At 72.1% G+C, this 12,732-nt stretch carries 10 protein-coding genes; 6 read left to right on the top strand and 4 right to left on the bottom strand.

All coding sequences use genetic code 11. From position 1 onward, the window contains the following. Positions 1 to 649: 649 nt before the first annotated feature. From FO059_RS12715 to FO059_RS12735, 5 genes are read left to right on the top strand one after another with little or no spacing between them, the layout of a single operon-like run. Positions 650 to 2,386, top strand: a complete 1,737-nt coding sequence (locus tag FO059_RS12715; RefSeq protein WP_143909282.1) for a nitrite/sulfite reductase — start codon at positions 650 to 652, stop codon at positions 2,384 to 2,386. After that, positions 2,383 to 3,117, top strand: a complete 735-nt coding sequence (locus FO059_RS12720) for a phosphoadenylyl-sulfate reductase (RefSeq protein ID WP_143909284.1) — start codon at positions 2,383 to 2,385, stop codon at positions 3,115 to 3,117. Before FO059_RS12715 ends, FO059_RS12720 begins: the two co-directional genes overlap by 4 nt. Further along, positions 3,096 to 4,088 carry a sulfate adenylyltransferase subunit CysD gene (cysD, locus tag FO059_RS12725; protein ID WP_143909286.1) on the top strand — a complete coding sequence of 331 codons (993 nt, stop codon included), beginning with the start codon at positions 3,096 to 3,098 and terminating at the stop codon, positions 4,086 to 4,088. The genes FO059_RS12720 and cysD overlap by 22 nt, the downstream gene beginning before the upstream one ends. A gap of 19 nt (positions 4,089 to 4,107) precedes the next feature. Next, positions 4,108 to 5,421: a sulfate adenylyltransferase subunit 1 gene (locus FO059_RS12730; protein WP_143909288.1), complete on the top strand. Its 1,314-nt coding sequence runs from the start codon at positions 4,108 to 4,110 to the stop codon at positions 5,419 to 5,421. Beyond that, the gene (locus FO059_RS12735) at positions 5,418 to 6,218 is read left to right on the top strand and encodes a sirohydrochlorin chelatase (protein ID WP_143909290.1); all 801 of its coding nucleotides are present in this window, start codon (positions 5,418 to 5,420) and stop codon (positions 6,216 to 6,218) included. The genes FO059_RS12730 and FO059_RS12735 overlap by 4 nt, the downstream gene beginning before the upstream one ends. A 16-nt stretch (positions 6,219 to 6,234) precedes the next feature. Here the strand turns inward: FO059_RS12735 and FO059_RS12740 are convergent, their stop codons facing one another. From FO059_RS12740 to FO059_RS12755, 4 genes are all read right to left on the bottom strand, one after another. Then, complete coding sequence (locus tag FO059_RS12740; RefSeq protein WP_143909292.1) at positions 6,235 to 7,230, bottom strand: diaminopimelate dehydrogenase; 996 nt, start codon at positions 7,228 to 7,230, stop codon at positions 6,235 to 6,237. Positions 7,231 to 7,397: 167 nt separating this feature from the next. Beyond that, positions 7,398 to 8,966, bottom strand: a complete 1,569-nt coding sequence (locus FO059_RS12745) for a dihydrolipoyl dehydrogenase family protein (protein ID WP_143909294.1) — start codon at positions 8,964 to 8,966, stop codon at positions 7,398 to 7,400. A gap of 84 nt (positions 8,967 to 9,050) precedes the next feature. Further along, a complete protein-coding gene (locus tag FO059_RS12750; RefSeq protein WP_143910734.1) occupies positions 9,051 to 10,040 on the bottom strand; it encodes an extracellular solute-binding protein in 990 nt (329 codons plus the stop codon). A 174-nt stretch (positions 10,041 to 10,214) separates the two neighbouring features. Further along, a complete protein-coding gene (locus FO059_RS12755) occupies positions 10,215 to 10,469 on the bottom strand; it encodes a hypothetical protein (protein WP_143909296.1) in 255 nt (84 codons plus the stop codon). A 127-nt stretch (positions 10,470 to 10,596) separates the two neighbouring features. Here FO059_RS12755 and FO059_RS12760 point away from each other — a divergent pair, with 127 nt between their 5' ends. Next, positions 10,597 to 12,726, top strand: a complete 2,130-nt coding sequence (locus FO059_RS12760; protein ID WP_143909298.1) for a glycoside hydrolase family 15 protein — start codon at positions 10,597 to 10,599, stop codon at positions 12,724 to 12,726. Positions 12,727 to 12,732 lie beyond the last annotated feature (6 nt).

Genomic DNA, 12,732 nt, shown 5'->3' on the forward strand with positions numbered 1-12,732 from the left:
ACCCGCGCATCCGCTCCTTCATCCGCCCGCGTTCCCGTGCTCCAGTGTCCCGGTGCCGGGGCGGCGCCGCACATCCGGGCACCCGCAGCCGAAGCCGCGCACCCGTTGCACGGACACGCCGCGAGAATCGGCGCGCGGCCGCGGATCAGATGCTCGGAATGCGCGCACACCCGAAACCGCACGCGCCGCCCCCCCGGGTGTGCTCCAGATCACGTGATCATGATCATGTGTGACCGGACTCTCCTGGCCTGGGACATTCGGCGATCGGCGGAATCCATGGCAGACTGTCCCCCGTGATCGGAAACGGAGTGTTGCTGGCGGCCCGTCGCCACGTCGACCTCAAGCGCACCTGCAGCGGCATCTGTATGCCCTGCGGCATGTGTCGCATGCACATGCCCTCGATGCACTGATCCGTTCTTTCCTCTTTTCTGAACGATTCATTTTCTGCATCTGTGCGCAATCCACGGTCACGCGCTCTGCCGCGCCGTCCCGTGAGTGATGCCGTACGCCGCCGGTCACGCCAGGGCCCCGCCCCGCCGGTCGCACCCCCATCACCACGGACGCCGCGCACCGCCGCCGCCTCGGCGCCCCTTCGCGGCCGCCGCTCCCCAGGATTCCGCACCGGTGCAGAGGACCCGGGAGCCCCACCATGTCACCGAAACCTCCTGCCGCCGGCACCACCGCGGTGCCCGGCACGTCCGACTCCGCCGCGCCCCAGGCCAAGCGCCCGCGCCCCAAGAAGACCCGCTCGGAGGGCCAGTGGGCCAAGGGCTACCGCGAGCCGCTGAACCCGGTGGAGCGGTTCAAGCGCGACGATGCGCCGCTGAACGTCCGCGACCGCATCACCGACCTCTACGCGGAGCTCGGCCACAGCAGCATCGACGCGAACGACCTGCGCGGGCGCTTCCGTTGGATGGGCCTCTACACCCAGCGCACGGCCGGCTACGACGGCACCTTCACCGGCGACGACAACGCCGACCTGCTCGAGTCGCCCTACTTCATGATGCGGGTGCGCGCCGACGGCCAGAAGCTGGACCTGGACCGGATGCGCACGATCGCCGGCATCTCGAAGGACTTCGCCCGCGACACGCTCGACATCACCAACAGGCAGAACTTCCAGTACCACTGGATCGAGGTCGAGAGCGTCCCGGAGATCTGGCGGCGCCTCGGCGAGGTCGGCATGCAGACGACGTCCGCGTGCGGCGACTGCCCCCGCGGCATGCTGGGCTCGCCGCTGGCGGGCCTGGCCGTCGACGAGGTGCTCGACGCCAGCCCGGCGCTGGACGAGATCGTGCGCCGCTACATCGGCGACCCCGAGTTCGCGAACCTGCCGCGCAAGTACAAGACCGCGGTCTCGGGCCTGCAGGACCTGCCGCACGAGATCAATGACATCGCGTTCGTCGGCGTCGTGCACCCCGAACACGGGCCGGGCCTGGACCTGTGGGTGGGCGGCGGACTGTCAACGGTGCCGCACTTCGCGCAGCGCCTGGGCGCGTGGGTTCCGCTCGACGAGGTTCCCGACGTGTGGGAGGCGGTGACGAAGCTGTTCCGCGACTACGGCTACCGGCGCCTGCGCAGCAAGAACCGGCTCAAGTTCCTGGTCAAGGACTGGGGCCCGGAGAAGGTCCGCGAGGTGCTCGAGAACGAGTACCTGCACCGGAAGCTCATCGACGGCCCCGCGCCCACACCGCTGACCAAGGTCCGCGACCACGTGGGCGTGCAGAAGCTCAAGAACGGTCTCAACGCGGTGGGCGGCGCGCCGGTGTCCGGCCGCATCTCCGGCACGCAGCTGGCCGAACTCGCCGACGCCGTCGAGCGGGCCGGCGGCACCGAGGTGCGCACCACGCCCTACCAGAAGCTCGTCGCGCTCGACATCGCCGACGACAAGGTCGATCAGCTCGTCGCCGACATGGAGCGCATCGGCCTGCCCACCGACCCCACGCCGTGGCGCCGCAGCATCATGACCTGCACCGGCCTGGAGTACTGCAAGCTCGCCTTCGTCGAGACCCGACGCCGCGCCATCTCGCTGCTGCCGGAGCTCGAGGAGCGCATGGCCGACCTCAACTCCCAGTTGGACGTGCCGGTGACGGTGCACCTCAACGGCTGCCCCAACTCGTGCGCGCGCATCCAGACCGCGGACATCGGATTCAAGGGCCAGCTGATCGAGCAGCCCGACGGCACCAAGGCCGAGGGCTTCCAGGTGCACCTGGGCGGCAGCCTGGGCGAAGACCTCGGCTTCGGCCGCAAGGTGCGCCAGCACAAGGTGCTCTCGAGCGAGCTCGGCGACTACATCGAGCGCGTCATGCGCAACTTCATCGCGCAGCGCGCCGAGGGCGAACGCTTCGCGCAGTGGGTGGCGCGGGCGGACGAGGAGGATCTGCGATGAGCACGGTTGTGCACGAGCGCCTTCGGGACACCGACGAGCTGCGGAACATCGCCGGACGGGGCGCGGCTCTCGTGGAGGGCGGGAACCTCGACGAGACCGACCCCGCGGCGCTGCTCGCCTGGACCGCGGAGCAGTTCGGCGACGGTTTCATCGTCGCCTCCAACATGCAGGACGCCGTCCTCGTGGACCTGGCTGCGCGCGCCAAGCCGGGCGTGGACGTCCTCTTCCTCGAGACCGGGTACCACTTCGCCGAGACGCTGGGCACGCGCGACGCCGTCGTCTCCACCTACGACGTGAACCTGGTCGAGGCCAGGGCGGAGGCGTCGGTGGCCGAGCAGGATGCCGCCGAGGGCAAGGACCTGTTCGCCCGGGATCCCGGCCGCTGCTGCGGGCTGCGCAAGGTGGTGCCGCTGAAGAACACGCTCGCCGGCTACGACGCCTGGGTGACCGGCATCCGGCGCGTCGAATCGCCGACTCGGGCGCAGGCCCCCGCGATCTCGTTCGACGAGGGCTTCGGGCTGGTGAAGATCAACCCGATCGTCGCATGGGACGACGACAGGTTCCAGCAGTACATCGACGACCGCGGGGTGCTGGTCAATCCGCTCGTGTTCGACGGGTACCCGTCGATCGGGTGCGCGCCGTGCACCGCGAAACCACTCCCCGGATCCGACCCGCGCAGCGGGCGGTGGGCCGGTTCGACCAAGACGGAATGCGGGTTGCACTCATCATGACCATCGATCTGACAGACCAGTTCACCACCGGGACGGCCTCGGACATCGACGCACTGTTCGCCGGGCGGACCACCCCCGCGGATTTCGACACGCTCACCGCGCTGGAGTCCGAGGCGATCCACATCTTCCGCGAGGTGGCCGGCGAGTTCGAGCGCCCCGTCATCATGTTCTCCGGCGGCAAGGACTCCACGGTGCTGCTGCACCTGGCCATCAAGGCCTTCTGGCCGGCGCCGATGCCGTTCCCGGTGCTGCACGTGGACACCGGGCACAACCTGCCGGAGGTTCTCGAGTTCCGGGACCGCCTCGTGCAGAGGCACGGCCTGCGTCTCGTCGTCGCCAGCGTGGAGGACTACCTGGCCGACGGCCGGCTGCAGGAGCGTGCCGACGGCATCCGCAACCCGCTGCAGATCCAGCCCCTGCTGGACGCGATCGGCGACAACCGGTTCGACGCGGTCTTCGGCGGCGCCCGGCGCGATGAGGAGAGGGCCCGCGCCAAGGAGCGCATCTTCAGCCTGCGGGACGCCTTCGGGCAGTGGGACCCCAAGCGCCAGCGCCCCGAGCTGTGGAACCTCTACAACGGCAGGCACGCCCCCGGCGAGCATGTGCGCGTGTTCCCGCTGAGCAACTTCACCGAGCTCGACATCTGGCGCTACATCGCGCGGGAGGACATCGAGCTGGCGTCGCTGTACTACGCGCACGAGCGGTCCGTGTTCAATCGCGACGGCATGTGGATGACGCCCGGACCGTGGGGCGGTCCCGGCGACGGACAGGAGCTGGAGACCCGCTCGGTGCGGTACCGCACCGTGGGCGACGGCTCCACCACCGGCGCCGTGCTCTCCGACGCCGCGGACAACCAGGCCATCCTCGACGAGCTCACGGTCAGCCGCCTCACCGAGCGCGGTGCGACGCGCGGCGACGACCGGGTCTCCGAGGCCGCGATGGAAGACCGCAAACGCCAAGGCTACTTCTGAACCGATGGGGACACCTCTGATGAGCACTGACAAGACCGCGCAGCCGGACCTGCTGCGCCTGGCCACCGCGGGCAGCGTGGACGACGGGAAGTCCACGCTGGTCGGGCGGCTGCTGTACGACACGAAATCGGTTCTGGCCGATCAGATCGACGCCGTGACCCGCGCGTCGGTGGACCGCGGCCTGGCCACCCCCGACCTGTCGCTGCTGGTGGACGGGCTGCGAGCCGAGCGTGAGCAGGGCATCACGATCGACGTCGCCTACCGGTACTTCGCCACGCCCACCCGCACCTTCGTGCTGGCCGACACCCCCGGGCACGTGCAGTACACGCGCAACACCGTCTCCGGCGCGTCGACCGCGCAGCTGGTGGTGCTGTTGGTGGACGCCCGCAGCGGGGTCGTCGCACAGACCCGCCGCCACGCGGCGGTCCTCGCGCTGCTCGGCGTGCCGCGCCTCGTCCTGGCTGTGAACAAGATCGATCTGGTGGACCACGCCGAGTCGGTGTACCGGGAGATCGCGACGGAGTTCGCCGAGCTCACCGCCGGCCTGGGCTGGGATCCGTCCGCCGTGCAGTCGATCCCCGTATCGGCACTGCACGGCGACAACGTGGCCGTGCGGTCGTCGAACACGCCGTACTACGACGGTCCCACCCTGATCGAGCATCTCGAGTCCGTGCCGGTGGACGCCGAACCGGACACGGCGGGCCTGCGCTTCCCGGTCCAGTACGTCATCCGGCCGCGCACCGCCGAGCATCCCGACTACCGCGGATACGCGGGCCAGGTCTCGGTGGGCACCGCTCGGGTGGGGGATCCGGTGGTGGCGCTGCCCTCCGGCGTACGCAGCACCATCGAACGCATCGACACCGCGGACGGCACGCTCGACGCGGCACAGCCGGGTCGCAGCGTCACGCTCGTGCTCGCCGACGACATCGACGTCTCGAGGGGTGACGTCATCTCGTCCGTCGGCGATGCGCCCGCCCCGGTGCGGGAGTTCGCCGCCACCGTCTGCTGGCTGGCCGAGCGCCCGCTGCGGGCCGGCGCGCGCGTGCTCGTCAAGCACGGAACGCGGACGGTGCAGGCCATCGTCGACGCCGTGGAGTCACGGTTCGACGAGCAGGCGCTGACCGTCACTCCCGCACCGGACGAGTTGGGGCTCAACGACATCGGACTCGTGCACCTGCGCACCGCCGGCGACCTTCCGGTGGACGACTACCGGGCGAGCCGGCGCAGCGGGTCCTTCCTGCTCATCGACCCCGCCAGCGGCAACACGCTGTCCGCCGGGCTGGTGGGCGATGCGCTCGAGGCGGTCCGCACCGTCGCAGCACAGCCGGCATGACCGGCGCCGGCCCCGCAGCCGGGCCCGAACGGGACGGCCCGCCGCTGATCGCCGTCGCGCACGGCAGCCGGGATCCGCGGTCCGCGCAGTCGATCCACGCGATCGTCGACGGGCTCCGCGCCGCGAATCCGGGGATCGAGGTGCACGTGGCGTTCCTCGACCTGTCCGTGCCCTCGCTCGGCGACGTGGTGGAGACGGTGGCACGCGCCGGCCACCGCAGCGCCGTGGTCGTCCCCCTGCTGCTGGGCAGCGCCTACCACTCGCGGGTGGATCTGCCCGCGCTGCTGGCCGCGGCGTCCGCCCGGCGTCCCGGAATGGAGTTGATCCAGGCGCCCGTCCTCGGCGACGACGAACGCCTGGTCACGGCGATACGCGACCGGATCGTCGGCGCCGGGGCACGGGTCGACGATCCGTCCGTGGGCGTTGCGCTGTCCGCCGTCGGCTCGTCGTCCGCGGAGGCCAACGCGGTGACGCGCGCCCTCGCCGCCCGGGTGTCCGAGGGCACCGCTTGGCACGGCGCCCGGGTGTGCTTCGCCGCCGCGGCGGATCCGACGGTGGAATCCGCCATCGACTCGCTGCGGGCGCAGGGCGCGCGGCGCATCGTGGTGGGCTCCTGGTTCCTCGCGCCGGGCCTGCTCGCCGACAGGGTCCGGCGGCGGGCCCTGGAAGTGGAACCGTCCGCGATGATCGCCGAGCCGATCGGGCCGCATGCGCTTGTGCCGCAAGTGATCGTGGACCGGTACAGGCGGGCGGCGGCCACGGTCACCGTCGCGGCCGCACGCACCGACGCGGCATGAGCGGCCTCTCTGGCGGTTACAGGTCCTCGGCCCGCAGCTGCTCCGGCGTCTTGGGCGAGAGCAGCCCCGGCGCCACGTCGTAGAGCGTCTTGGCGCCGACATCGCCGCGCGCGTTCATCCGGTGCGCCGCACGCGCGTAGGCCACCAGGACGCTGGAGGTGAATCCCGGGTTGCTGCCGAGCTTCAGGCTGAACTCGTAGACCTGCCCGGAGGGGTCGTCCGCCGGGCCGGTCTCGCCGCTGCGGATCACGAAGCCGCCGTGCGGGATCCCGGCGTGATCGCGCGTCAGTTCGTCCGCGGTGATGAAGTGCACCGTGGTGTCGTAGGGCTCGAAGTAGTGCGGCATGGTCACGATCGCCTGGCGGACCGTGTCCGCGTCGGCCCCGTCCTCGAGCACCACGAAACACTCGCGCACGTGCTTTTCGCGCGTGGACAGTTCCGGCCGGTCGCCGCGCCGCACCGCCTCGACGGCTTCCTCCGACGGGATCGTGTACTGCACCCCCGCCGCCACGCCCGGCACCTTCCGCACGGCGTCCGAGTGGCCCTGGCTGACCCCGCGCCCCCAGAAGGTGTAGGTCTCCCCCGCCGGCAGGATCGATTCGCCCAGAACACGGTTGAGCGAGAACAGCCCCGGGTCCCAGCCGGTGGAGATCACGGCGGTGGTGCCGGCCGCCCGCGCGGGGCCGTCCACGGAAGCGAAGTACTCCGGGATGCGCGCGTGCGTGTCGAAGCTGTCGACGGTGTTGAACCGCGCCGCGAGTTCCGGTCCCTGCCTCGGCAGGTCCTCCTTGGAACCGCCGCACAGGATGAGCACGTCCACCTCGTCCTCGAACCGTGCGAGGGCGTCCCACCCGTACACCCGGGTCCCGTCCGCCTGCGGCGTCACCGCGGCGGGCTCGCGCCGCGTGAACACGCCCACCAGTTCCATGTCGGGCGTGCGCGCCACGGCGGCCTCCACACCGCGCCCCAGGTTCCCGTAGCCCGCGATGCCGATCCGGATCTTCTCGCCCACAGCGCCGTTCTCCTCGTGAAGTATGCCGCGGCGCGCGCCCCGAGGGCGGCGCGCCGTGCCGCGCCGAGGTCCGGCGCAGTGACGTCCGAGGCTACCTGCCCCGTACCGGGTTCTCCCCGGCCCGGCTCTCCTGCACCCTGCCACGGTGGAGCCCGCGCGACCGTTGTTCAGCCCGCAGCGAGCAGGCCCGCCTCCCGCGCCGCCTCGAGCAGCCGCAGCCACGCCTCGGAAACGGTGGGGAACGCGGGCACCGCGTGCCAGAGCCGGTCCAGCGGCACCTCCCCCACCACGGCGATCGTCGCGGCATGCAGAAGCTCCGCCACCTCGGGTCCTGCGAACGTGGCGCCGACGAGGACGCCGCGCGCACGGTCCACCACCAGTTGCGCACGCCCCGTGTAGCCCTCGCGCTGCAGCGCCGCCCCGGCGATGGCGCCCAGATCGACGGACACGCTGTGCGCGTCGATCCCGGCTGCGCGGGCGCGGGCCTCGGTGAGCCCCGTCCACGCCGCCTGCGGGTCGGTGAACACCACCTGCGGCACCGCCGTGTGCCCCGGATCGGCGTGGAACCGGGACGCCTCCACCGGCCGTCCCTCCGCACGCGCCGCGATGACGTCCCCGCACACGCGGGCCTGGTACTTGCCCATGTGCGTCAGCGGCGCCCGGCCCGTCACGTCGCCCACTGCATAGAGCCCGGCCACCCCGGGCACGGCCATGTGCGCGTCGGTGCGGGGCGGATGCCGCGGGTCGAGGCCCACGGCCTCCAGGCCCAGTCCACGCACCGCCGGCCGCCTGCCCGCGGCGACCACCACCTCGTCCGCGGAGACCGTGCCCGCGGATCCGCCCGCGTCCCCGTGCCCGGACGGTTCGACGCGCAGAGTCACCGGCGCACCGCCGGGGACACCCGGCCCGTGCGCGGGTACCGCGTCGCGCTCCGCCTCATACGCCTGCGTGCCGAACAGGATGCGCACCGGCTTGCGCCCCGGCCCGCCCTGCCGCAGCGCGTCGGCCACCAGCGCCCCCGCGAACGGCTCGGCGCCGCCGAGCAGCGCACCGCCCCGCACGATCATCGTCACCTCGGATCCGAGCGCGCTCAGCCACGTCGCCGCCTCGCAGGCCACCACCCCGCCGCCGATGATCGCCACCGAGCCCGGCACCTCGGTCATCGCCGTGACGTCCCGCGAGGTCCACGGCCGCGCCTCCGCCAGCCCCGGCGTGGGGGGCAGCGCGGCCTCGGAGCCCGTCGCCAGCACCACCGCATGCCGGGCCTCGATCACCGTCGCCCCGCCGTCGCCGACGGCCGGAACGACCTCGACCGTGCGTTGACCGACCAGGCGGCCGGCCCCGCGCACCACGTCGATTCCGGCGCCGCGCGCCCACCGCACCTGCCCGGAATCGTCGGGCATAAGCGACCCGTCCGGGCGGCCGATGAAGGAGTCGCGGCGCGCCAGAACCGCCGCCGCGTCCAGGGGGCGATCCCCGACCAGGCCCGTCACGCCGGGAAGCGCGGAGGCCGCGCCGCGGACGGCGGCCGGGTGCAGCAGCACCTTGCTGGGGATGCACGCCCAGTACGAACACTCGCCGCCGACCAGCTCGGGTTCGACGATGGTCGCCGTCCGGTCGCTTCCGGCGACCGCGTAGGCGGCGGCGTTCTCGCCTGCCGGCCCGCCGCCGAGGACGACGACATCGCACTCACGGACCGCGCGTTCGCGGCCGACACCGCGGGGTTCCGACACCATGCCGTCCAGCGTAGGTGCTGCCGATCACACGGGGAGCCGTTCCGGCCCCGCGCCGGCGTCCGCCGTCCGTGTCCGTGTCCGGGCCTACGCCCCGGCCTCCTCGAAGATCCGCGTGATCGCGCCGTCGTCGCCGTCGAAAAGCTCCGGGTACACCGACTCCCAACCGCCCAGGTCCTCGATGGTGTACAGGCGCACGGGGGACGGGAACTCCCCGGCGAACTCGGCCGCGACCCCCGGATCGACGGGCCGGAACCCGCTGCGCGCCCACAGCCGTTGTCCCTCGGCGGAGTAGAGGAAGTTCATGAACGCCCGCGCGGCGTCGGGGCGCCCGCTCCGTCCGGAGACGGCGAAGGGGTATTCGACGCGGATGGTGGCGTCCGGGATCACGTGCTGGACCGGGGCCCCGTCCCCTTCGATGCGCATCGCCTCGCTTTCGACGGTGATCAGCACGTCACCGGCGCCGTCCAGGAACCGTTCGGTCGCGGCGCCCGCCGATACGGGGCCGTCCGATACGAGGCCGTCCGCCAGGTGCCCGGCGACGAGCATGCGGATGAACTCCAACCCGGCATGCGGGTCGCCGGCGGCCGCATAGGGAGCCAGCATGTTCCACATACCCACGCCCGAGGTGCGCGGGTCGGCAGTCACCACATCGACGTCCGGACGCAGCAGGTCGTCCCAGCCGTCGATCCCCAGCGGATCCCCGTCGCGCACCACGAGGACCACCACGGACGCGGACGGCACGCCGCGCGTCGCGTCCGTATCCCAGGTCGGGTCCACGACGCCCGCGTGCACGACCCTCTCCATCGCGGGCCGGGCGGTGAACGCCACCGCGTCCGCGGGCATGCCGGCGGCCACCTTCCGCGACTGTTCCGCGGACGCCCCGTACTCCGCGGACACGGCCAGGCCCGCACCCGGATCGCCGGCGCGGAACCCCTCGATGACGGCGTCGAACCCGGTCTCCGAGAGCGACGGAGCGACCAGCGTCAGCTCCGTCTGCGCATCCGGTCCGCCGGCACCCTGCGCGCCGACCCGCTGCGCGTCCGTGCCGTGCCATACGGCGCAGGCGGCCGTCATCGCCGTCGCAGCCACGAGCGCAATCGACGCGACGGCGCGGCGTCCGGCGCCGGTCACCGTCCCGCACCCTCGCCGGGACGGGCGGCGGCCACCGTCACAGCAGGCTGACCAGCCAGGCCACGACGACCAGGACCAGCAGAAGCAACAGCACCAATGTCACGCGTGACCTGGGCATCAGTCCTCACTCTCGGTGGTGTGCGGGCGTGGACCGCCGGCCGTGTCCGGGCCGTCCTCGTCGTCGGCCCGGCCGTCGTGCGGGTCGCCGCGACCGACCAGGGCGAAGCCCTTCGTCACGACGACGTCGAGGGCGATGGCGACGAGCGCGGCCAGCGGGACCAGGACGATCATCACGACGAGCGCCTGCAGGGCGAACGGCAGCCCCGTCACCCACAGTTCCACGCCGTCCCACCAGCGCCCGATCGCTTCCACGTGACCAGCGTAGACATGCACGCCGCGCAGGCGGCCACCGGACGCGGACCCGGATGACGGCGGTCTCATATCCGGAGATCGCCGTAATCCGTGGACGGGGCGGGAACCGCGCGACAGTATGGGACGCATGGCACATCAGGAGAGCACTGCCAGCACGCAGCCCCGCGCGGGAACGCCTGCCGTCGACGGCTCACCTTCCGGGAACGGCGCGCCCGGCGGCGATGTCTCCCCCGACGATGCATCCCCCGGCGATGCATCCCCCGACAAGACAACAGCCGGCGGCGTCGCGGTGCCGCCCGCGGACGTCGCCGCGTTCCCCCCGATCGCCGACTACGCCTTCCTTTCGGACTGCGAGGCGAACTGCCTGGTCGCGCCCAGCGGTTCCATCGAATGGATGTGCCTGCCCCGCCCGGACTCCCCCAGCGTCTTCGGCTCGCTCCTCGACCGCAGCGCCGGCCATTTCCGCATCAGCCCCTACGGCGTCACCGTGCCCGCGGCCCGCCGTTACCTGCCCGGCAGCATGATCCTCGAGACCACCTGGCAGACCGGCACCGGCTGGGTGATCGTGCGCGATGCGCTGGTGATGGGCCCCTGGCACAACCGCACCCGGCGCTCGCGGACCTACCGGCGCACACCCGACGACTGGGACGCCGAGCACGTTCTGCTGCGCACGGTCCGGTGCGTGAGCGGAACCGTCGAGATGGAGCTGACCTGCGAGCCCGCCTTCGACTACCACCGCCGCTCCGCCGCCTGGTCGTACATCGGCGACGACTACCACCAGGCCGCCGCCGAGGCCGTGCCCGCCCCGCGCGACCGGCCCCGGCCGACGGATGTGCGCACCGCGGCCGACCGCAACACACCGGAGCCCGACTCCCCCACCCTGACACTCACCACCGACATGCGGCTGGGGCTCGAGGGCCGGGACGCGCGCGCCCGCACGCGCATGGTCGAGGGCGACACGCTCTACGCGGCGCTGTCCTGGTCGGCGCTGCCCCCGCCGCACAGCTACGACGAGGCGGCCGACGCGATGTGGCGGACGGCCGAGTACTGGCGGCAATGGATCAACATCGGCTCGTTCCCCGACCACCCGTGGCGCGAGTACCTCCAGCGCAGCGCACTGACGCTCAAGGGCCTCACCTACGCCCCCACCGGCGCGCTGATGGCGGCGGCAACGACGTCCCTGCCGGAGACCCCGGGAGGGTCGCGCAACTGGGACTACCGCTACACCTGGGTGCGCGACTCCACGTTCGCACTCTGGTCGCTGTACACCCTGGGGCTCAACCGTGAGGCCGACGACTTCTTCGCCTACATCGCCGAGGCCGGCAGTTCGGACGACGGAACGGAGCGGCCGCTGCAGGTGATGTACGGGATCGGCGGCGAACGCACGCTCACCGAGGGGACCCTCGATCACCTCGGCGGGTACGAGGGGGCGCGGCCGGTGCGCATCGGCAACGGCGCTTACGACCAGGCCCAGCACGACATGTGGGGGGCCCTGCTGGACTCGATCTACCTGCACCTGCGCTCCCGGGACCAGATCCCCGAGTTCCTGTGGCCGCTCATCGTCGAGCAGGTGGGCAAGGCCATCGACAACTGGCGCAAGCCCGACCGCGGCATCTGGGAGGTGCGCGGAGAGCCCAAGCACTTCACCGCCTCCAAGGTCATGTGCTGGGTGGCGCTGGACCGCGGAGCACGGCTGGCCCGCATGCACGGCGAGACCGGGTACAGCGAGAAGTGGTCGAAGATCGCCGACGAGATCCGCGACGACGTCCTGGAGCACGGGCTCGACGAACGCGGCGTGTTCACCCAGTACTACGGCGGCACCGAACTCGACGCGTCGCTGCTGCTGGTGGTGCTGCGCAGATTCCTGCCGCCGGACGACCCCCGCGCCCGCGCCACCGTCCTCGCAATCGCCGACGAGCTCACCGTCAACGGCCTGGTGCTGCGCTACCGCCCCGAGTCGACCGACGACGGGCTCGACGGCGAGGAGGGCACCTTCACCATCTGCTCGTTCTGGCTCGTGGCGTCGCTGGTGGAGATCGGCGAGGTCGCCCGCGCCCGGCGGCTGTGCGAGCGGTTGTTGTCGTTCGCCAGCCCGTTGATGCTCTACTCCGAGGAGCTCGACCCGCACACCGGAAGGCACCTGGGCAACTTCCCGCAGGCGTTCACCCACCTGTCGCTGATCAACGCCATCGTCCACCTGATCCGCGCCGAGAAGCGCGTGGCCACCGGCCGGTTCCGCCCGGCGTACCGCGGGTGATCGGCC

The organism is Tomitella fengzijianii (assembly GCF_007559025.1).
Lineage (GTDB): Bacteria > Actinomycetota > Actinomycetes > Mycobacteriales > Mycobacteriaceae > Tomitella > Tomitella fengzijianii.

What these genes read in the sequence shown, in the direction of transcription:
- FO059_RS12735 (WP_143909290.1), top strand. Translation starts at nt 5,418, where the DNA reads ATGACCGGCGCCGGCCCCGCAGCCGGGCCCGAACGGGACGGCCCGCCG.
- FO059_RS12760 (WP_143909298.1), top strand. Translation starts at nt 10,597, where the DNA reads ATGGCACATCAGGAGAGCACTGCCAGCACGCAGCCCCGCGCGGGAACG.
- cysD (WP_143909286.1), top strand. Translation starts at nt 3,096, where the DNA reads ATGCGGGTTGCACTCATCATGACCATCGATCTGACAGACCAGTTCACC.
- FO059_RS12745 (WP_143909294.1), bottom strand. Translation starts at nt 8,966, where the DNA reads ATGGTGTCGGAACCCCGCGGTGTCGGCCGCGAACGCGCGGTCCGTGAG.
- FO059_RS12715 (WP_143909282.1), top strand. Translation starts at nt 650, where the DNA reads ATGTCACCGAAACCTCCTGCCGCCGGCACCACCGCGGTGCCCGGCACG.
- FO059_RS12750 (WP_143910734.1), bottom strand. Translation starts at nt 10,040, where the DNA reads ATGACGGCCGCCTGCGCCGTATGGCACGGCACGGACGCGCAGCGGGTC.
- FO059_RS12730 (WP_143909288.1), top strand. Translation starts at nt 4,108, where the DNA reads ATGAGCACTGACAAGACCGCGCAGCCGGACCTGCTGCGCCTGGCCACC.
- FO059_RS12720 (WP_143909284.1), top strand. Translation starts at nt 2,383, where the DNA reads ATGAGCACGGTTGTGCACGAGCGCCTTCGGGACACCGACGAGCTGCGG.